Origin of the sequence: Flavobacterium johnsoniae UW101 (assembly GCF_000016645.1) — a bacterium.
GTDB classification, from domain to species: Bacteria; Bacteroidota; Bacteroidia; order Flavobacteriales; family Flavobacteriaceae; genus Flavobacterium; species Flavobacterium johnsoniae.
The window spans coordinates 4745424-4767038 of the sequence record NC_009441.1 but is presented as its reverse complement, the minus strand read 5'-3'; the positions used below and the strand labels follow the sequence as shown (position 1 = coordinate 4767038).

Genomic DNA, 21615 nt, shown 5'->3' with positions numbered 1-21615 from the left:
ATAAAAAGAAGTGTACAGAACTTGAACAGATTTGCAAGGTAGTTTAACAATTACATAAATATTTGTAGTATAGATCTAAGATGTAGATTGTCTTTTCTTAAAGAAAATTTATAATAAGATGCTTCATTTAAAAAATGGTAAGTGATTAAACAATATGTCTTATTGTTTTGTTTTTCAGTCTTTTACTGGATGTTTAATTTTTTTATGCCAATTACATTTGCATCGTAAAAACTTGAAAAACAACTTTATGAAATTCTTAAGTCTGACTTTGTGTTTTGTATTATTTTCTTTTGGAAATCCTAAAGAAAGTAAAAATGAGATTAAACCCATAAATCTTGAAATGGAGCGATTTAGTTCTCAGCTTGCAGATGTAAAAGCAATGATTAAAAAGAATGCTTCTTATAATACTAAAATTGCCTTTTTTATTGATATGAGAATCAAATCAGGGAAGAACAGATTTTTTGTTTATGATTTAGAAAAAGATCAAATCCTTGAAGAAGGACTTGTTGCAAACGGCGCAGGTTCTGAAACAGGAATCAGGGGAGAATTAAAATTTAGTAACGAGCCTAATTCTAAATGTACTTCTTTAGGCAGATATACAATTGGTAAATCCTATAAAGGAATGTTTGGAAAAACTTATAAACTGGCAGGTTTAGACGAAACCAATAATAATGCAGCTAAACGTGTTATTGTTTTACACTCGTATTCTGCGGTTCTTAATGAAGAACAGGATTATTATATTTCAAACAGCCAGGGATGTCCAATGGTGAGCGAAACTTTCTTTAAAAAGCTGGAGAAAATAATCGACAGTTCAAAGTCGAGTATTATTTTGAATATTTATTATTGAGTTATGAGTTATGAATTATGAGTTTACAATTAACAATTAACAATTAACAATTCACAATTAATTCATAACTCATAACTTTTTTTAGAATCTTTTATACTCTACACCGTGCTTGTCGGCATAAGGTAAAAGTAAATCCATTACTTTTTTATATTTTTTATCCAGTTCGATTCCTTTTGTATCATCAAGCTGTTTTGCTGCAAGATTGATTTCTTCCTCACTTTTTCCGTCGTCTATCATTTTGGCAATTTTAGGGAAATCGTTTGTTTGAACTTCCTGAGCATATTCAAATAATTCAATTCCGGCTTTTATAATGGGTTCTGTTTCATCGGTTTTGCTTAGGGCGTTAATTTTTTTGATGTCTTCTTTAAACGTGTTTCCGTAATAAAAGTTAACCGCATCAACACAATTAGAAGAACGCATCGATTTTTGATCATCGGCAAGAGCTTGCAAACTTCCATTTTGTTTCTGCTGATAGTATTCTTTAAATACACGCTCAAAGCTTTGCGGAATTTTATTGGCATTTAAACCAATAAGTTCAAAAACTCTGTTTGGAGAACTGTCTGTAAAAAAATTACATGAAAACAATAAGGTTGATACAAATACTAAGGCGAAGATTTTCTGGATTTTCATATATAAAATAATTAAGATTGTACAGGTTGAACAGATGCTGTCAGCTGGTTTAATTTTGCCAGAATATGTTTTTCATATTCGACTTGTTTTTGATCGCTTTTTCTGCCTGAGCTGAAGTTTTCGCTGATGAAATAGTTTTTAATAAAATGGCTTTTTCTGGCGCCTAAACTATAGTGCCAGCTTCCCATTTCGGAACTTACAAAGATAACAGCTTCTTCTAATTTCATGATTTTTTTATCAGGAAATAATGGTGTCATTTTGTAAACCGCATTATTTCTGCTGTCAAAAGTATAGCGAATCCGGGCCCTTATGTAAATATCATACAAACTATGCAGTACGCCATAAGCTAATAAAACGTAAAGGGAATAAAACCATACTTCGCCCAGTTTCTCTTCAAAAAAAGGAAGTACAATTGCCGCAGCGATAATACCAGCCAAAAACCACTGCGATATTTTTTGCAGTGGTTTAACAGGCTGGAATGAAAAAGAATGGGCAGATTCTGTTATATTATATTTTTCACGAATGTTCATTGCTGTTCAGTATTTCATCAATTTCATTGGCCAGATTTTGAATTTTTCTGCTGGTAAAAGCTTGTGCAATCATGACACATTTTTCTTTTCCATCTTTTAAATAATAAGCATTCAGAGAAGTATTTGTAGTAAGCATATACTGCCTAATACGTACTAATTCGAAGTTTTGAAAATCTTGCAGCGGAATACGAACAGGCGGATTTATAATACCAATTTTTGCTGTTATTTCTTTTTTGTCCATGTCAATACTCACTTGCTTCATCCAAATTGAAATAAAGCACAGAACTGCGAGAATGTCAAAAATCCAAAACATAACAGCTTCATGGAGCCAAAGACCCGCAGCTGCAAAAGCTGCCATTCCAACACTCACTATAATGCCAAAACCATATTCTCGTTTCAAGGTATATTGACTGCCGTTTTTTTCAAAATATTTTAAATGCGTCATTGTCATTTATTGTATGGTTACACCATCGATAATTATAAGGGAGCAATACAATGAAAAATAAGAGCTTGAATAATCTCCGGTAAGCTGATCGCTCAAACTGTCTAATTTAGCGCCCTTAAATTCAAATTTTCTTGAAGGTGTTTTTCCGTACGTATCGACCATTGTAATCTGTCCGTCAAGACCGTTTTTGCTGGTTGCAAAAGCACGCAGTAAATTAATATCCTGCTTTTCAAAATCCAGAGAGAAAAAGTAGCTTCTGTTATCTGTTTTATCTTCAGGATCTTTATAATTGGCTCCTTTGGTAAACGAAACCGTAGCCGAACGTAAAGGAACCGTGATTGTTTTGTTTCCATCTTTTATTGAAATTTCAATTTTGGTGCGTTTATCATCGCTCTGTCCAAATGAAATTTGTGTTAGAAAACAAAAGCAGATTAATAGTAATGAAAGGATTTTCTTATTCATAATAAATTTGATTTTAAAATTATTTTAGACAGCAAGATTACTTCATACCAAATCCATTAACAATTGCGAATTGGTAAATGGAGTGTTTAGATTTTTATTTGGTTAATTTTGAAATATATCAGGAATAATGCGGTTTTACAGCCTTAATTAAGAGGTTGTAAGTAAGAGTTTTATCCTTTAAAAACACAGGTAAATTGTTTGGTTTGTATAATGACAATTTGTACTTTGCCGTCAATTACCACTAATTATGCTCCAAAAAATCACAATTGATCTTCAAAATTTCAGAAAACAAAAACGGCTTTTTTATGTTTTGTTTTTGGTTTTAACTGCATTCAAAATTCAGGCACAAGATATTTCTCCTATCGAAAAAATAGCAGCAGAAGGATATGCAAAACGTTTTTCTGATACTGTTTCCTGTATAAAAATTCAGAAACAGGCACTTCATCTTGCACACAAGAATAAGAACAAGGAAGACGAAGTAATTAGTTATGCTTATCTGGCGCTTACCCAAAGACGATTGCTTCATTTAAAAGAGTTTATGCATTATGCAGATACGGCTTTTTATCTTTCGCAGCATATAACTAAAATAAGAGCAAAAGCCCATGCATCGGCTGCAATGGGATCTTTAAAATCTTATATTGAAGACAAGCCCCAGGCATTGAATTATTTATTAGAAGCCTATACATTATTTTCTAAAGTCAATGCACACGATCAATGTGCTAAAATTGCTTCGGATATTTCGTATTTGTTTTCTCCGGCATCGCCTACCAAAGTCGAAAAATATGCCAGAGAAGCCCTTGCACATGCAGAAAAATCCGGTGATGCAGAAAGCCAATTGTATGCAAGGCTTGCTTTTGGCGGTTTTTTGGCAGATAATTTAGAAACGGGCGGGATTTTAGAATGGGCAGCGGCGGTTAAGTTTTTTGAAGAAACAGTCGCTTTGGCTGAAAAAAATGCAGACAAAATTGTGAGCAAAAGTAATATTGGAATTGCTTATGTAAATCTGGCTGATCTTTATACAAAAGGACCAAAGCCTATAGATGAAAAAGCTTTTTTGTGGAATCTGCAAAAAGCAGAAAGTATTGCGAAAAAGTATAATGTGAAAATTATTCTGCGAAGTGCCATTGGACTAAAAGGGTATTATTTTATGCAAAAGGGCGATTATATTAGGGCTGAACTTCTTTTTACAGAAGGTATTAATTATCAAAAAAGCCTGCCGTATACAGATAATTATCTTTTTACTGCTTTTTACAAGAGTTTAAAAGATGTTGCGGTAAAGAGAAAAGATTTTCAGGCGTATTACGGTTACGATACACTTTATTCAAAATATACTCAGTTAAAATATAAGGAATCTACGCAGGCGCTGCTTCAAAATGCAGATGCCCGTTACGAATCTTCTAAAAAAGCAGAAAGAATCAAACAGCTGGAACTGGAAAAAGAACTGGAGCAGAAGAATAAATTATTGGGTTATGGTATTGCGGGCGTATTGTTAATTGGTCTTGTATTTATGTTTCGTTCGTATTATTACCGCCAGCGTTATTATCAAAACAGAGAAGATTTTCTAAAGCAGGAGCAGGTGCATAACGAACTTAAAATGCAGCTGATGGAAAAGGAAACGATCGAAAATCTGGCTGCGCGATTGTCACTCGAAAGAAGATTGCTGCGTTCGCAGATGGATCCGCATTTCATTTTTAATGCTTTAGGGAATATCCAAAGCATGATTTTACAAAAAGATACTATTCCTGCGGTTTCGTATTTAAATAAATTTGCCAAGCTCACCAGACAGGTTTTAGAGCAGTCGCGAAAAGAAACCATTTCGCTGGAAGAGGAAATTAATACTTTAAAAAATTATATCGAATTGCAGCAGCTTCGTTTAAATAATGGTTTTGATTATGTTATTGAATGTGATGAAAATGTTGAAACTGATATTTTGATACCGCCTCTGCTCATTCAGCCGTTTATAGAAAATGCGGTCGAACATGGTTTAAAACCTCAGGAAAATAGTGTAAAAGGTTTGATCGAAATTTATTTTAAAGAAGATGAAGAACAGCACAGTTTAATTTGTACGATTAAGGACAACGGAATTGGATTAGCGGCTTCGAGAAAATTAAAAATAAACGATACGCATCAGTCGCTTTCGACTACCATTACTGACGAAAGGCTGTCTAAAATGCAGAAAGAAAACCCAAATGCCGGATTTACGGTTAAGGAACGTGATCCTGAAACTGACGGCCGCGGTTGTATAGTAATTCTAAATATCCCGATTTTATCATGATTTATAAAACGATAATTATTGAAGACGAACATCGATTAAGAGAAGCTTTGTCGATTATGCTCGAAATGGTTTCCGGCGATACGATTCAAATTGTTGGTTATGCCGAAAGTGTTCCCGAAGCTGTAAAAATGGTTGACAGACTAAAACCTGATTTGGTTTTTATGGATATTATGCTGAAAGACGGAACTGGTTTTGATGTGCTGCAGCAAATTTCATTTAATTCATTTCACCTGATATTTACAACGGCTTTTGAACAGCATGCCATTAATGCGTTTAAATACAGTGCTGTAGATTATCTCTTAAAACCAATTGATCCGCAGGAATTAAAAACGGCTATAGACCGCATTGCGATTCTAGAAGAAAGGGTTTTAGAAAAACAGCAGATTACAGAATTGCAGACGAATTTATCAAAAACGCCGGACCGGCTTGTTCTGCCTACGCAGGAAGCAATGTATGTGGTAAAATTGGATCAGATTTTAAGATGTGAAACTTCGGGTTCGTATACAACGTTTTTTTTAACAGACGGCAGAAAAATAATGGTTTCTAAGCCTTTAAAGAATTATGAAGATATTCTGCTTCCGCCGATGTTTTTCAGGGTGCATCAATCGCATTTAATTAATGTTAATTCTATTTTGAGTTATTCGCGTGAAGGAATGGTACATATGAACGATAAATCGGTTGTGCCGATTTCGAGAGGAAAGAAAGAACAGTTTTTTAAATTAATGAAAGATGAAATTTAATTTCGGATAGTTCCTGACGGTTTATGTATTCAATTTATGCAAATACCAATTAAAAGCAACCAATGACAAAGTGCGGGTTTGGGAGCTGTTTTATTGTATCTATTTTTGACCTGTAACAAATAATAGAACCATGAACAATAAAACTTTATCAATCCTGAGCTACGTAACCATTATTGGCTGGATCGTAGCCTTTGTACAAAGCAAAGATGCATCACCAAAAAGTGATCTTGTAACGTATCACCTTAAACAAGGTTTCGGAATTTTTCTATTCTCATTAGTGGTAAATATTTTACTTTCTGTTGTAGTCTCAATTGTGCCTTCACTTTATTTTTTAAGCTACATTGGTTATGTAATTTTCATTTTATGGATTTTCGGAATCATTAATGCGGCTAATGAGCAAAAGAAACCTATTCCTGTTATTGGGCAGTTGTTTGAAGGTAAATTTGGTTTCATTAACTAAACCTTCAATTTTACACTTTTAGCAGTGTTTTTTTATTTTTTTGGATAGTATTATTCTCTGTTAGGGAATACTAAAACAGATCAGTTTCTATTAGTTTAACTTGTAGTTTGTTATTGAGGTTACTGAGACGTTTAGAACGGCACGCAATGCTGACAATAATTCTGATTTGAAAAGAGACAGTTTTTAACTGTCTCTTTTTTTATGATTTAAATGCTGTTATACAGCAGGAAAATTTAAGGTTTCTATTTCTGATAAATTATCGTTGAATTTTACAAAACTGGCAGGAAATCCTGTTTTTATCTTTCCAATTTTATTTTCTAAACCTATGGCAGCTGCGACTCTTGATGTTGCCATTTTTAGGGCTTCATCTGCCGAAACATTTAAATGATTGTAAGCATTTTGTACAGCTTCAAGCATCGAGATTGTGGCACCGGCTAAGTTTCCGTCTTCGTTTCTGTAAAAACCGTTTTCTAAATGGGCATCAAAATTATCCCATTTAAAGTTTTCTACTTTGCGTCCCAGGAAAGTAGCGTCGCTTATTAAAAAGAATTTTTCCTGTTTGAGTTTGTAAGCCACTTTTGCGGCCGCATAATCGCAGTGTGCTCCGTCTAAAATTATGGGAGCATACACTTTTTCATTTTCAAAAACAGCACCAACCAAACCTGGTTCACGATGACCAAACTGTGTCATGGCGTTGAATAAATGGGTAACGAGATTGATTCCTTTTGAGAAATAATGCTGTGCTTCTTTATAACCCATTGTAGAATGTCCTGCAGAAATTGTTATACCGCTTTCCAGCAGCATATTTAATTGTTCATCAGTAAAACATTCCGGAGCAATGGTGATTACTTTTATAACGTCTTTTCCGTGTTTGATGATTTCTTCCAGTTCAGCATTTGTTGGTTTACGAACCTGATCGATGCTGTGCGCACCGCGTTTTAAAGGATTTAAAAAAGGTCCTTCTAAATGCATTCCAATTACACCATTATTGTGTTTTTTAATGTAATTGCGGGCAGCTTCAATTCCTTGTAAAATGGTTTCTTTTGATGATGAAATTAAACAGGGCAAAACATGTGTTGTTCCGTATTTCAGACTCGAATTGTAAATATCCTGAATAGTTTCTTCATTTGGAGTCTGGCTGAAATAATGTTTTTCTCCTCCGTTTATCTGAATATCTATAAATCCGGCACCAATATGTTTTCCCTGCAGATCGATGGTTTTTATATCATTCGGAATTTCTTTTTGTACAGAAAGAATAGTTCCGTTTTCGATGATAATGACTCCATTATCAATTATTTCGTCACCAGTATGTATTATGGCATTAACAATTGCCTGTTTCATTGTAGTTGTGTTTCTTATTTTTATTTGAAAGTGAATTTCCAGAATTACAAATGTATCAATATCATTCGTAAGTCATCTTATTTAAAAATAAAATAAAAGATGCACAACCTGCAAATTAAAATGTTTTAAGGTCGATTTTTGGGTTACATTTTGGTGATAATAAACTCGCTTCGTCTGTTCATTTGATGCTGTGCTTCGGTACACGGAACTCCGTTTGAGCAGTTATTAATAAGCTGTGTTTCTCCATAGCCAATGGCACTTTCGATTCTTTCCGGAGCAATTCCCTGCGAAATGATGTAATCTCGGGTTGCTTTGGCACGTCGGTCAGAAAGTTCCAGATTGTATTGATCATTTGCGCGGGAATCAGTATGAGATTCAATTTTTATGACTACGCTTGGATATTGGCTCATTAACAAAACGACTTTGTTTAATTCTATAGCGGCATCATACCGAACATCTGATTTATCGAGATCAAAGAAAATAATACCAATTTTGATTTTCAGTAAACCGTCTTTTCTTTCGATCAGCGATGGATCAAGACCAATAGGAACTTGTGTTATTCCAGAATTTTCTGGTGTAACAATCGCTTTTGTTGTTGTGGTAAAATTGTCTTTTGATGCTTCAATTGTATAAGGCGTACTGCAATTGATGTTTTCGCTGAATTCGAATTTTCCATCAATTTTAGAAACGGTTTCATCAACTTTTTGATTTTCATTGTTTTTAAGAGTTACAATAGCGCCGGCAATTTTGTTGTTGGATGTAGCATCAAAAACATACCCTTCAATAGCTTGTGTACAGCTTCTTTCGAAAGAATAAATATCATCATCGCCTTTTCCGGTTTTTCTGTTCGAACATACAAAACCTTTGTTGGTTTCTTCGTTTACGATATAACCAAAATCGTCTCGATTGCTGTTTAATGGCGCGCCAAGATTGTTTGGAGAATCGAAAATTCCGTCGTTTAATCGGCTTTCGAAAACATCGAGTCCGCCCAGGCCTAAAAATCCGTCAGAAGAAAAATACAAAGCTTTGTCAGTTATAAACGGAAACATTTCGCGTCCGCTGGTATTTATTTTTTCGCCTAAATTCTTTGGGTTTGAATATTGGTCTTCGCCTAAAATATCGACTACAAAAATATCTGAAGCACCAATTGTTCCGGGCATGTCTGAAACGAAATACAATTTTTTCCCGTCTTTGCTTACAGAAGGCTGCCCAACTGAATAGTTATCACTGTTGAACGGCAGTTCTTTTACGTTTTCCCATCGAACGGTTCCATTGTTGTTTTCTACCGCTTTTGCCGAATATATTTTTAAGTTATTAATGCCTTTGCTGTCTCTTTTTAGTTTTCCGTTGTAATTATTTCGTGTAAAATAAATTGTTTTTTCATCTGGCGAAAAAGCGACACAGGCTTCATGAAACTGGGTTGTGATTTCTTTACCAAAACGTTCTTTAAAAGTAACATTGGCTTGGGTTGGGCTTATTTTGCCTAATTGCAGGTTTAAATAAGGCTGATCGTTCCAGCCGTATTTTGCTGTTTTTAGATAAGAGGAATCTACGGTAGTAGAATATACCAAATCGCCTTTGTAAAACATAGGTCCAAAATCTGAATAAGCTGAATTGATTTCGAGGTTTTCGAGTAAAAACTGTGGTTTTATTTTTTTTATATCTTCGAGTGTTACGGTTTTAAGCGAAAAATTCTGCGCTCTGGAATCTGATGTTTTTTGTTTTTCAGAAAAGTTTTTCATCATTTTTTTTGCCAGATCATAATTCTGAATTCCCTGTAAAGACTGCGAGTATCTAAAATAGTATTCCGGAGAAACTTCGTTTGGATAATCTGCAATCAGTTTTCCGTACCATTTGCTGGCACTTGTCATTTGTGTATTAAAATAATGTGCATCTCCGGCACGCTGTAAAATTTCTTTTGAAACGTCACCGCTTTTTATGGACATTTCATACGATTTTGCGGCTTCGATATAATACATTTTATCAAACAAAGCATCTGCCGATTTGTTTTTGGTCTGTGAATACAGGATTTGCATTGCCAGAAGTAGGAGTATAGTAATTCTTCTTTCCATAAAGCATAGTTTTAAAAGAATCTGGGAGATTTTAATCCCTTTTTACGAGACACTAATTCAAATCGAAGCATTATTTCATGCGTACCGCTGTTGTAAGTCTGTAGTTCGGTTGTGGTATAATCATACGCATATCCAACCAAAAACTGAGGCGTAATTTGTAAAGAGGCCATTGCACTTACAGAATCTCCTGTACGATAAGAAGCACCAAGTGTTATAGCATTATTGAACATGAAATTGGCTGAAAAATCAGCGATCAGGGGTGCACCGGCAACGTATTTAACCAACACGGCAGGTTTAAATTTAGTATGCGCGGAAAGGTCAAAAACAATTCCTCCAATTAAGTAAACGTGCATTCTTTCGTTTACAAGATCATCGGCTATATCATCGTAATTATATCTTTCGCGGGTTAAAAAGTTAGGAATGGCAATTCCAATGTAATCTCTTTCGCCGTGCCAGTATAATCCGGCGCCTACAACGGGAAGGAATTTATTGGTAATGTTTTCGCGAAACTGAACGTCAGGATCTTTGTGGCTTCCTTTTGTCCAGTCGATGTTAATGACTCTTCCGCCGCCTTTAAGACCAAAAGATAATTTGTAAGTCTGCCCTGATTGTATGGTATAAGAGAAATTAGCATCAATATATTGTTCTTCTGACGGGCCTATTTCTTCGCTGACTACAGATAAACCTAATCCAAGATTTTTTGCAATGGGTGTATCCAGAGTAAAAGACTGTGTATTTGGGGCGCCTTCAAGACCCACCCATTGTGTTCTGTATATTCCGGTTATGGCTAAATGACCTAATGAGCCGGCATACGCAGAGTTTACACTTAGCGTATTATACATATACTGCGTGTATTGCGGATCTTGCTGTGCAGCAACACCAAATACAGAAAGCATCGTAATGATTGTGAAAATCTTATTTATATTTTTAATCATAGCCAATTCTTATTTTGGTTATCCTATTTTATTTTAAATAAAGCCATCCGGATTTTTTAGCCGAACCGTTTCCGAGATCAAGAACGTAGAAATAAGTACCTTCTGGAAGTGTTTTTGCAGATCCGTCGGCTTTTCCGTCCCAGGTATTATCATATCCTTTTTTGTAATACACTAAATTGCCCCAGCGGTTAAATATCTCTAATTGATTATCCGGATACTGTGTGATACAATCGATATAGAAAGTATCGTTTTGTCCGTCGTCGTTTGGAGAAAACTCATTGTAAATTTTCAAACAGTTTGGCGATACGGCTGCACTATCCTGATTATTGGATGAGTTGGTATCTATCTGATCCATTTTTACAAGATGGGCTGTATTTAAATAATCATTAAAATCTACTACTTTGGCGTTAATGGTTAAGGTTTGTGTGCTTCCGGCATTTACACTCGGGATTGCCCAGACACTAGTCGAGCTGTTATAAGTTCCAGATGATACTGTAGAACTGTTTAACAAATATCCTTTTGGAAGAATATCCTGAACCTCAACATTTGTGGCTGTCAGGTTTCCAAGATTTTCGGCGGTAATAGTAAAAATTACTTCACTGCCCATAGCGGCATCGGTTTGGTCGACTTCTTTATTTATGGCAATATCTGTTGAAGGAATATTTACAAACTCAGAATCTTCGTCGTCTTCGCTTTGATCGCCGTTATCATTATTCGGTTTACTGTCCGGATCAAACTGATTGCTTGCCGTTACCTGAGCGATATTTAAATAATCGTTTGCTTCTAATCCGTGCGGACTTCCAACAGTCGCCTGATAGGTTAAGGTTATACCGCCGACAGGAACGGTTAAGTCAACCCATTTTATAATGCTTTTACTAAATATTCCTCCATTAGTAATGCTGCTGATATTTGAAAAACCGATAGGAATTAAATCTTCGACAGCAACACCCGTTGCTGTACTTGGGCCTTCGTTGTTAATTTGTATCGTATAGGTTACTACTTCGTTTACATTTGCGTTTTTATTGCTGACTGTTTTCTCTAAACTTAAATCGGCAACAGCCACTTTAATCTGCAGACTGTCATAATCGTCTTCTGTTGTAACTCCGTTATTTGGCGTTGAATCCGGATCAGGCAGGTTGCTGGCAATAACTTCTGTAGTGTTGGTATATTGGCCTGCAGCTCCAGACGGTGGATTTACTGTTGTATAAATATCCAAAGACTGGTCTGTTCCGGCAGCAATAGAGCCTGCGTTCCAAACTCCGGTTACGTAATTATAAAGACCGCTTGTAGGACTGCTGGTTACATACGTGAATCCGGGAGGCAGTAAGTCTTTAACCATTACACCAGTGGCATCTGCCGGACCATCATTGGTAACTGTAACCGTAAAAATAACGGTCGAACCAACATCGTGCACGGCATCTTGGTTTAATGCTGTTTTAGCTATAGATAAATCGGCCATAACAATTACCGGCGTTACCGAAATGCTGTCGTAATCGTCTTCTGTCGCAACCCCATTTCCCGGCGTGCTATCCGGGTCAAATTGGTCTGCGGTCATGATTTCGGCAGTGTTTAAATATTCATCTGTGGTTCCGGTTGGGCTTTTTACAAAAACATTAATCAATAAGGTATGACTGTTGCCCGGAAGTATAGTTCCCGGTGTCCATATTCCGGTATTTTGATTGTAGCTTCCAGAGGTAGAATTGTAAAAAATGTATTCGTAACCAGACGGAATAATATCTTTTACGGTTACTCCGGTCGAAATACTCGGACCTGAATTGGTTACGGTTACAGAAAATGAAATCTGCGAACCAACATCGGGTGTAAGATTGTTGTTGATTACATTTTTCTCTATTGAAAGATCTGCGACAGCTGGAACAGGAGAGAGTAATACAGATGAAATGTCGTCTTCTCCAGAAACATTGTTATTGGGTGTACTGTCCGGATCTAATTCGTTTGAAGCATACACTTCGGCTGTGTTTTGATAGTTTCCGGTTAGATTTACTTTTGCAGATATTAAAAGCGATTCTGATCCTCCGTTTGGAATTGTTCCGATATCCCAAATTCCGGTTGTATTAAAATATTGTCCTGCGGTTGAGCTGTAAACTACATAATCATAACCGCTTGGCAGTAAATCGATGACTTTTACTCCGGTTGCATTTTGCGGACCGTCGTTTTTGACCGTGATTTCAAAAGTAACTGCTGCACCAAATATTGGACTCAAATTACCGCCGACAACTGCTTTTACAAGAGATAAGTCAGCCAAAGCCTGAGATGGAGTAACAGCAGCTTCTGCATAATCGTCTTCGGTTGGAACACCGTTATTTGGAGTTGAGTTTGGATCTGGCAGACTGCTTGCTGTTACCTCAGCAATATTGTTATAATTTCCGGCAGGATTTACCGTTGCTGTAATTTGCAATGTCTGCGAATCACCATTTAACAAAGAACCAATATTCCATTTTCCTGTAGTTCGGTTATAAGTTCCTTTGGTTGCTGTAAAACTGCTATACGTATATCCGTTAGGCAGTAAATCGGTTACTTCGACACCTGCAGCATTTTGAGGACCGCTGTTGGTAACTACAATTTCAAAAGTAACTAATGAACCTACTAAAGGCGTTGGATTATTTACGGTTTTGGTTAAAGATAAATTGGCTGCCTGATTGATTGGAACTGTTATTGCCGAATCATAATCGTCTTCCGTAGTAATTCCGTTATTTGGCGTTGAATCGGGATCGGGAAGAGCAGCGGCAGTAACTTCGGCAGTATTTAAATAATTTCCAGCAGTATTTACTGTGGCAATAATTTGTAAAGTTTCAGATTTTCCATTGATTAAATTACCCACATTCCATAATCCTGTTACGGGATTGTAAGTTCCTGTAGAAATAGTAAAATTAGTAAAGGTATATCCTGATGGAAGTAAGTCTGTTACTTGTACGCCTGTATTATCCTGCGGACCATTATTGGTTACTACAACTTCGAAAGTAACTAAAGAACCTGCTAACGGCGTCGCATTGCTCACTGTTTTAGTTAAAGATAAATCTGATGCCTGAGTTGTTGGCGTAATTGTGGCTGTTGCATAATCATCTTCTGATGCGGCACCATTATTTGGCGTTGAATCTGGATCAGGAAGATTTGCTGCTGTTACTTCTGCCACATTCAGATAATTTCCTGATGCATTTACAGCTGCGGTTAATTGCAGTGTTTCAGATTTTCCGTTAATTAAATTACCAACAATCCAAATTCCGGTTACAGGATCATAAGTTCCGGTAGAAATAGTAAAACTATTATACGTATATCCGTTAGGAAGTAAATCAGTTACTTGTACACCTGTATTATCCTGCGGTCCGTTATTGGTCACGATAACTTCAAAAATAACCTGCGAGCCTACTATTGGTGTTGTATTATTTACCGTTTTAGTTAAAGATAAATCCGATGACTGATTCGTTGGCGTAATTGCAGCTTCGGCATAATCATCTTCTGTCGTAACACCATTATTTGGTGTTGAATCTGGGTCAGAAGCTGAACTTGCTGTAACTTCAGCTGTATTCAAATAATTTCCGGAAGGATTTACCACAGTAGTTATTTGTAAAGTATGTGAAGCGGCAGCAGGAAGTGTACCCACATTCCATAATCCTGTTGTTGGATTATAAGTTCCAATAGTAGTGTTGTAGGAAACATACGTATATCCGGAAGGCAGTAAATCGGTTACTGTTACATCATTTGTTTCCTGGGGTCCTGCATTGTTTATTCCAATGCTAAAAGTTACCTGAGAACCAATTATTGGGGTACTGTTATTAACTGTTTTTGTTAAAGATAAATCGGCAGAAGGCTGAACTGGAACTGTCGCAGCTTCGGCATAATCGTCTTCTGCAGCTACACCATTATTTGGAGTCGAATCGGGATCGGGAAGATCACTGGCAGTAACTTCGGCAGTATTAGTATAAACTCCCGTATTATTAACAGAAGCAACGATCTGCAATGTTTCAGAATCTCCGCTGGCTAAATTGCCAACCGTCCAAATTCCGTTAGAGGTGTTATATGTTCCTGTTGAAACGGTAAAGCCAATAAAATTATAACCGCTTGGCAATATATCTGTTACCTGAACTCCAGTATTGTTTTGAGGTCCGCTATTGGTTACCACCACTTCAAAAATAACCTGAGATCCAATAAGAGGCGTTGGATTATTAACCGTTTTGGCTAACGATAAATCTGAAGACAACGTTATTGGTGTAGTAAGAACTTCGGCATAATCGTCTTCTGTCGTAATTCCGTTATTTGGAGTAGAGTCTGGATCCGGAATAGCAGCAGCTGTAATTTCAGTGCTGTTTAAATAATTTCCGGAACTATTTACAGTGGCCGTAAGCTGCAGGGTTTCAATTTTTCCGTTTACCAAATTCCCTACAGTCCAAACTCCAGTTGCCGGATTAAAAGCCCCTGTTGAAACTGTAAAACTATTGTACGTATATCCCGAAGGCAGTAAATCTGTTACCTGAACGCCTGTATTATCCTGAGGTCCGTTATTAGTTACTGTAATCGCAAAAGTCACCTGACTGCCCACCAAAGGCGTGGCATTAGTTACCGTTTTTGTAACAGATAAATCAGATGAAGGCGGTACAGGTGTTGTTGAAACTTCGGCGTAATCATCTTCAGTCGTAACGCCATTATTTGGTGTTGAATCCGGATCAGGAAGATCACTTGCTGTTACTTCGGCTTTGTTAAGATAATCTCCAGAGGCATTTACGGTTGCTGTAATTTGAAGTGTTTCAAATTTTGTATTCACTAAATTGCCAACGGTCCAAACACCAGTTAGGGGATTATAAACTCCTGTTGAAACCGTAAAACTATTATACGTATATCCGGAAGGCAGTAAATCAGTAACCTGAATACCTGTATTGTCCTGTGGGCCGTTATTGGTCACAATAATTTCAAAAGTAACTTGTGAACCCACTAAAGGCGTTGGATTATTTACTGATTTGGTTAAAGATAAATCGGCTGAAGGCTGGGTTGGCGTAATAACAGCATTGTCTTCATCGTCTTCGCTTTGATCACCGTCGTCGTTATTTGGTGTTGAATCCGGATCAGGAAGATCACTAGCCGTTACCTGAGCAATATTAGTATAAATTCCTGCTGGCATTACTTTGGCATCTATAATAAGAGATTCAGAAACACCAACATCTACCGTTCCTACATTCCATAAACCCGTCACCTCATTATAAATTCCTGCTGATGAGCTGTAGTTTACAAATTCAAAACCTGACGGAAGTAAATCGGTTACCTGAACTCCGGTTGCATTATTTGGACCGCTGTTGGTAATAACCAATTCAAATGAAACCTGGCTTCCCACAACCGGACTCGTATTTCCGGCTACTACATTTTTAACTAAAGATAAATCAGCAGACGGGCCTATAAAAGTAATTTCGGCTGTATCCTGATCGTCTTCTGTTGGAATATTATTATTTGGCGTACTATCAGGATCTGGTAAATCACTTGCTGTTATCTGAGCAGTATTTACATAACTTCCTAAAGGATTTACAAAGGCGCTGAAAGTTAGGTTTGTATTGGCACCGTTTGCCAAAACTAAATTGTTCCAATTTATAGAAGCATTGGCTACCTGATATAAACCGCCATTTGACACTGATCCCGGAATCAGCGTATAACCAACCGGAATAATATCCTGAACACTAACTCCCGTAGCATTTCCAGGTCCTTTGTTTACTACATTAATAGTAAAATTGACTTGCTGTCCTGCTGCTGCAGTAGTTGGTGAAACCGATTTGGTTAATTCTAAATCAGCTGATTTTAGGGTGACATTGGTACTTGCCATATCGTCTTCAGGAAGACCATTTCCCGGTGTACTGTCAGGATCGACCTGATGTGCTGTTTGTATTTCGGCAGTATTTACATAATTGGCAGCTGCTGCAACATTTACTTTTGCTGTAATTTGTAAAGTAAGCGAGTTTCCGTTGTTTAGGTTACCAACATTCCAAATCCCTGTTGTATTGTTATACTTTCCTGCTCCATTATCGCTTACATAGGTATATCCCGGAGGAAGATGATCTGAAACAGTAATTCCGGAAGCATTATTTGGTCCGCTGTTCGTTACTCTAATCGTAAACACAACATTGTCATTGATGCTGACCGATGTTGGTGAAACTGTTTTTTGAAGAGATAAATCGGCAACATCTAATATTATAGCTGCATCATCCTGATCATCTTCTGCCAAAACATTATTATTTGGTGTACTGTCCGGATCAAATTGGTCTGATGCAATTATTTCTGCGATATTAGTATATGATCCTGTTGATTTAATTACAGCCTGAAAAGTTAAAGTTATACGGCTTCCAACAGGAACAGTAAGATTACTCCACGTAATGGTATTATCACCAAGATTATATTGTCCGGCAAAATTTGCTGATCCCGGAACTATCGTATAACCAGAAGGAATATAATCCCGAACTGATACTCCGGTAGCATCAACGGTTCCTCCTAAAGAGTTATTATTGAAAATCTGAATATTGAAGGTTACGATATCTCCAGCACTTCCTGTTATGGGAGTAACTGATTTTGTTAATTCAAGATCTGCTACAGACAAAATAGTAAGAGTCATGGTATCTGATGAAACAGCGCAATTTCCGTTAGTTACCGTCCATCTTAAAACATACGTTCCTGAAATAGTACCTGTAACAGCTGTTGTAGGAGATGTTACATTAGTAAATCCTACTATACTTGGTCCAGATACCTGTGTCCATTCTCCGGTTCCAACGGCTGGTGTACCGGCATTCATATTTACAGGAGAAAACTGCGGAATAGTTTGATCTGGCCCTGCATTCGCAGTCGATGGCTGATCGTAGATGGTTACTATAACAGAATCCTGTGAAATACATCCGTTTAAATTTAAAGTCGTAACAGTCCAAAGAAACTCATAAGTCCCCGGAATTAAACCTAACATTAGAGAGTTTTCACTGTTTGGTGAAGCAATATTTGCAGTATTTGGGCCAGAAGTCATAGTCCAGGTTCCCAGACCTGAAGTAACGGCCTGAGCGGCCATTGTGGCGGTATCGACATCACATAATTCCTGATCCGGTCCTGCATTTGCAATGGAAGGCGGAATATCATTAAAAGTTATTTCAACAGTATCTGAAGAAGGCTGACATAACGATGGATTGGTAAAAGGTCCGTTTGTAACCGTCCATGTTAATCTGTATGTACCTAAAGTTGTAATATTAGACAGCGTGGTTACAGGACTGTTAGGATTATTGATTACTACGGCACCTCCGGATGGATCATCTCCCGGACTGGCAAAAGACCACGTTCCGATACCCACAGCGGGCGGAACAGCGGCAGTTTGATATGTGGTTTGACAGGCAGCAGTATCATCAGGACCTGCATCGGCAGTGCTTGGCGCTGCGTTCATTTCGATTCTTACTATATCTGATAATGTTCGGCAGGAATTACTTTCAAATACCCATTCCAGAATATAAAGTCCCGGAACTGTTAAACCTGTAACTGTAGTTAATGGGGCAGAAGGGGTGGTAATTACAGCAACACTTCCTGAAGGCTGATAAACAAAACGCCATTCGGCTACGGATACATCGGGAGGAGGCATATTTCCAGTCAGAGTTGCAGTTCCTCCAACATCAGCAATACATAAAGTTTGATCTGCTCCGGCATTTGGATCTATACTCGCGCCGCTGTAAATAGTAACATTTACAGTATCTGATGATCCCGGACAAGTACTGCCATTAGGATAGGTTACAGGACTGGTTGTATAAGTAAAAACATAACTGTTTCCGGGAACAACAGTTGCATTTGCAACATAACTGTTTGGAGGCGATTGTGTAATAACAACATCATTACTATTTCCTGTAGTGCTGGTAAGCGTCCAGATTCCCGTTGAGTTTTCATTTCCTTTAAGCTGAATACTGGTAACATCACAATAGTTCTGATCGATGCCGGCATTGGCGGCTGGTGCGACTACTACAACTACATCATCAAAAGTTCCCTGACACAGGAAAATGCTTTTTGCTGTAATCGTCCATCTAAAAGTATAAGTACCGGCAACAAGTCCGTTAATTACAGTATTTGGACTTGAAGGATTCACAATATTAGGCTGATTTGGCGCACCAGTCAAAACCGACCATTGTCCGCTTTCAAAGAAACTGTCATAAGTACTTCCGGCCATTGTAACACTGGTACTGCCGCAGATATTTTGATCAGGCCCTGCATTGGCTGCAATAGGCGGGATTCCAATAGTTAAATTAATATCATCAAATGCCTCACCGCAGACTTCGGCATTAATAGTCCATCTAAAAATATAAAAACCGCTGTATGCAAAAGTAAACACCGCATTAGGATCATGTTCGTCACTTATTGTATAACCTCCAACACCTGAAATTCTTGTCCAGGTTCCTACACCGCCGCTGCTTGGTGTTGCGGCCATAGTAATGGTATTACCGCATATTTCCTGATCCGGGCCCGCGTTTGCAGCAGGAGGTGTGTTGGCAATAGTAATCGAAACAGAACTTCTGTTAGGTTCGCATAATCTGGTTATGGTTTCAATTGCCCATGTAAATACGTACGTTCCATTTCCGGGAACCGTTACCATGGTATTTGGATCATTTTCGTCAGCAATAATAACTCCGGCAGCAGGCACTACCGTCCAGATTCCGGTTTCTAATATTCCCGGTGTATTTCCGCTTAGATTAAAAGAACTTGTGCCTGAAGGATAACAAGCATCCGGCCCGGCATCAGCACTGGATGAAGCAGTGGCATTATTTGTGGCAATAGTTACCGTATCAGAAATAGATGCACTGCAGGAAGGTCCCGGATGAAGATAAGCTATAGTCCATTGTAATTGATATGCAGATGCAGCTGTAGTAAAACCTGTTGCAATCGCGTTTGGATCATTTACATTAGAAAAAGTTATCGTACTTGGACCAGAAACCTGACTCCAGGTACCAATTTCGCCGCTTAAAGGAGGACTTGCGGCAAGAGGCACTTGTGAATTGGTGCAGACTATCTGATCGGGTCCTGCATCTGTTGTGCCTAAATTGCTTCCTGATACATGTATCGTTACATTAGAAACCGAGAAACCGCATTTTGCACCGCCGCCTTTTGTAATATATTCAAAAACATAAGTTCCGGGAATTAATCCGGTTACTTGCGTGTCAACTGCAAAATTGTCAACAATTACAGCTTCATTTGGCCCGCTCAGCTGACTCCAGAAATGCATTCCTTCATCTGTTGCAACTCCTGATAAAACCGTAGTTGTGTCTCCGCATGGCAGACTTACATCAGAACCTGCATTTGAAGGCGTTGGTTCGCCAGAAACTAAAATATTCAAAGAGTCGAAACCATAATCGCATCCTATAGGAAGTGATCCGTCTTGTTTTCGAACAAATTCAACAATATATTCACCAGAAGTGGTGAGCGTAAGAGTTAAGGAATTTCCAATATTGGTATAGGCAGTTGGAAAAGGACCTAATGGCGAACCTGCAGGACCGCTAACGATTCTATATTGGTTATAACCCGTTCCTGTAACCGTAAGCGGAATTGTAAATACAGTTGCATTACAGTTCCCTATTAAATCATCACCATTATTAGCGACAATCGTTCTTGTAGCACTATTAAACTGAACAATATAATCTTTAGTAAAAATACAGCCTGTATTACTGTTGGTAAGCGTATATCTAAATCTGTAAGGATCTCCGGCATCAGATATGTTAGTCACCAAAGTAGTAGGATTAGTCGGTGAAACAATTACTGCACCTGTGTCTCCTTCAATCTGCGTCCATTGTACCGTTTCACCGGCATATAATGGAGTCTGAGCTACAAGTGTTACCTGATTAATACTGCTGTCGCAAAAGAATATATTTTCATCTCCGCCCGGCAGTGTTGTTACATCCTGTGTGGCCGGAGGAACTGTAATCGTAACAAGATCATTTCCGGAGGCACAAGGTCCTGTAACCGTCCATCTAAAAGTATAAGTACCTTCAACAAGGTTAGAAATTTGAGTATCGTTAGAATTTGGACTGCCAATAGAAGGTGTATTTGGACCGCTTACAAAAGTCCATTGACCATTTTGCCCGTTAAGACCGCAGCCGCCATAAGTTCCCGTAAGATTTGTACTTTGTGTAGTAGTATAACAATTGCTTAAAGTTTGATCTGCTCCGGCAGAAACCGGCTTAACACCGCCGTAATTGGTAACCGTAATTTGAGATGTCGTTCTGCATCGCTGCCCTGCAGCATATTCTGGCCCTTCTATAACCCATTGAAGTGTTGTTGTACCGCAGCTTGTCTGCGGTAAAGTTATAGTTGAGGTAGGCAGATTTGGAAAATTGATTACAACTCCGGCATTGTTAGCGCCTACTATTTCCCAATGAGCCGTTTCTCCTGTGTTTTGAGGAGCATTAGCAGAAATTGTTAATGTTCCGGCACTATTGGGACAGCTTGTTATATTACCTCCCGCATTGGCAATAGTGATAGGCTGTACATTAACCACTTTATCCTGATACGCAAATACGCCGTCTCCGCAGGTTGCACTATATCTAAAAATATACGTGTTCCCTCCTGTGTAACCAGAAATCGTAGTCGTAGGATTGTTAGGAGAATTAATAACAACAGTAGGTCCTGAAATCTGAGTCCATAACACATTTCCAATAATGGGAGACGGGTTATTTCCAGTCAGTACCAGAGCATCTGTTTCGCAGATAGTAACATTAAGAATACCGGCATTTACAGAACAGTTTTGCCCATACAGGTCTGTTGTATAAATAAAAAGAATAAAAATACTTAAAACCAGTTTTTTGAAATACTTCCTAATTAGTATAGATTGTTCCATAGGCTTCGGGATTGAAAAGTGGACACGAACAATTTATAGAA

Annotated in this window: 12 protein-coding genes; 4 read left to right on the top strand and 8 right to left on the bottom strand. The window is 37.8% G+C overall.

The genetic code is table 11. The features are described 5' to 3' along the window. The first annotated feature begins 247 nt into the window (after positions 1 to 247). Positions 248 to 847 (top strand): murein L,D-transpeptidase catalytic domain-containing protein, encoded by a 600-nt coding sequence (locus FJOH_RS20605; RefSeq protein ID WP_044047961.1) that lies wholly within the window; start codon positions 248 to 250, stop codon positions 845 to 847. An 81-nt stretch (positions 848 to 928) separates the two neighbouring features. Here FJOH_RS20605 and FJOH_RS20600 read toward each other — a convergent pair whose 3' ends face one another. From FJOH_RS20600 to FJOH_RS20585, 4 genes are read right to left on the bottom strand one after another with little or no spacing between them, the layout of a single operon-like run. Then, positions 929 to 1477 carry a hypothetical protein gene (locus tag FJOH_RS20600; protein ID WP_012025957.1) on the bottom strand — a complete coding sequence of 183 codons (549 nt, stop codon included), beginning with the start codon at positions 1475 to 1477 and terminating at the stop codon, positions 929 to 931. Between the two features lie 11 nt (positions 1478 to 1488). Continuing rightward, a complete protein-coding gene (locus FJOH_RS20595) occupies positions 1489 to 2007 on the bottom strand; it encodes a hypothetical protein (protein ID WP_012025956.1) in 519 nt (172 codons plus the stop codon). Continuing rightward, a complete protein-coding gene (locus FJOH_RS20590; protein ID WP_123875723.1) occupies positions 1994 to 2452 on the bottom strand; it encodes a hypothetical protein in 459 nt (152 codons plus the stop codon). The genes FJOH_RS20595 and FJOH_RS20590 overlap by 14 nt, the downstream gene beginning before the upstream one ends. A gap of 6 nt (positions 2453 to 2458) precedes the next feature. After that, entirely contained in the window at positions 2459 to 2914 is a 456-nt protein-coding gene (locus FJOH_RS20585) for a hypothetical protein (protein ID WP_012025954.1), read from the bottom strand. A 247-nt stretch (positions 2915 to 3161) separates the two neighbouring features. Here FJOH_RS20585 and FJOH_RS20580 point away from each other — a divergent pair, with 247 nt between their 5' ends. The 3 genes from FJOH_RS20580 to FJOH_RS20570 all read left to right on the top strand — a co-directional run bounded on the left by FJOH_RS20580 (position 3162) and on the right by FJOH_RS20570 (position 6389). After that, positions 3162 to 5189 (top strand): sensor histidine kinase, encoded by a 2028-nt coding sequence (locus FJOH_RS20580; protein ID WP_012025953.1) that lies wholly within the window; start codon positions 3162 to 3164, stop codon positions 5187 to 5189. Next, the gene (locus tag FJOH_RS20575; protein ID WP_012025952.1) at positions 5186 to 5929 is read left to right on the top strand and encodes a LytR/AlgR family response regulator transcription factor; all 744 of its coding nucleotides are present in this window, start codon (positions 5186 to 5188) and stop codon (positions 5927 to 5929) included. Before FJOH_RS20580 ends, FJOH_RS20575 begins: the two co-directional genes overlap by 4 nt. Before the next feature lie 130 nt (positions 5930 to 6059). Next, complete coding sequence (locus FJOH_RS20570; RefSeq protein WP_012025951.1) at positions 6060 to 6389, top strand: hypothetical protein; 330 nt, start codon at positions 6060 to 6062, stop codon at positions 6387 to 6389. A gap of 216 nt (positions 6390 to 6605) precedes the next feature. Here FJOH_RS20570 and nagA read toward each other — a convergent pair whose 3' ends face one another. The 4 genes from nagA to FJOH_RS20550 all read right to left on the bottom strand — a co-directional run bounded on the left by nagA (position 6606) and on the right by FJOH_RS20550 (position 21574). Further along, positions 6606 to 7730 (bottom strand): N-acetylglucosamine-6-phosphate deacetylase, encoded by a 1125-nt coding sequence (gene nagA / locus FJOH_RS20565; protein ID WP_012025950.1) that lies wholly within the window; start codon positions 7728 to 7730, stop codon positions 6606 to 6608. Between the two features lie 143 nt (positions 7731 to 7873). Next, positions 7874 to 9802 (bottom strand): OmpA family protein, encoded by a 1929-nt coding sequence (locus tag FJOH_RS20560; RefSeq protein ID WP_012025949.1) that lies wholly within the window; start codon positions 9800 to 9802, stop codon positions 7874 to 7876. Between the two features lie 11 nt (positions 9803 to 9813). Continuing rightward, a complete protein-coding gene (locus FJOH_RS20555; protein WP_012025948.1) occupies positions 9814 to 10737 on the bottom strand; it encodes a PorP/SprF family type IX secretion system membrane protein in 924 nt (307 codons plus the stop codon). A 28-nt stretch (positions 10738 to 10765) separates the two neighbouring features. After that, entirely contained in the window at positions 10766 to 21574 is a 10809-nt protein-coding gene (locus FJOH_RS20550) for a T9SS C-terminal target domain-containing protein (RefSeq protein ID WP_012025947.1), read from the bottom strand. Between the last annotated feature and the right edge of the window lie 41 nt (positions 21575 to 21615).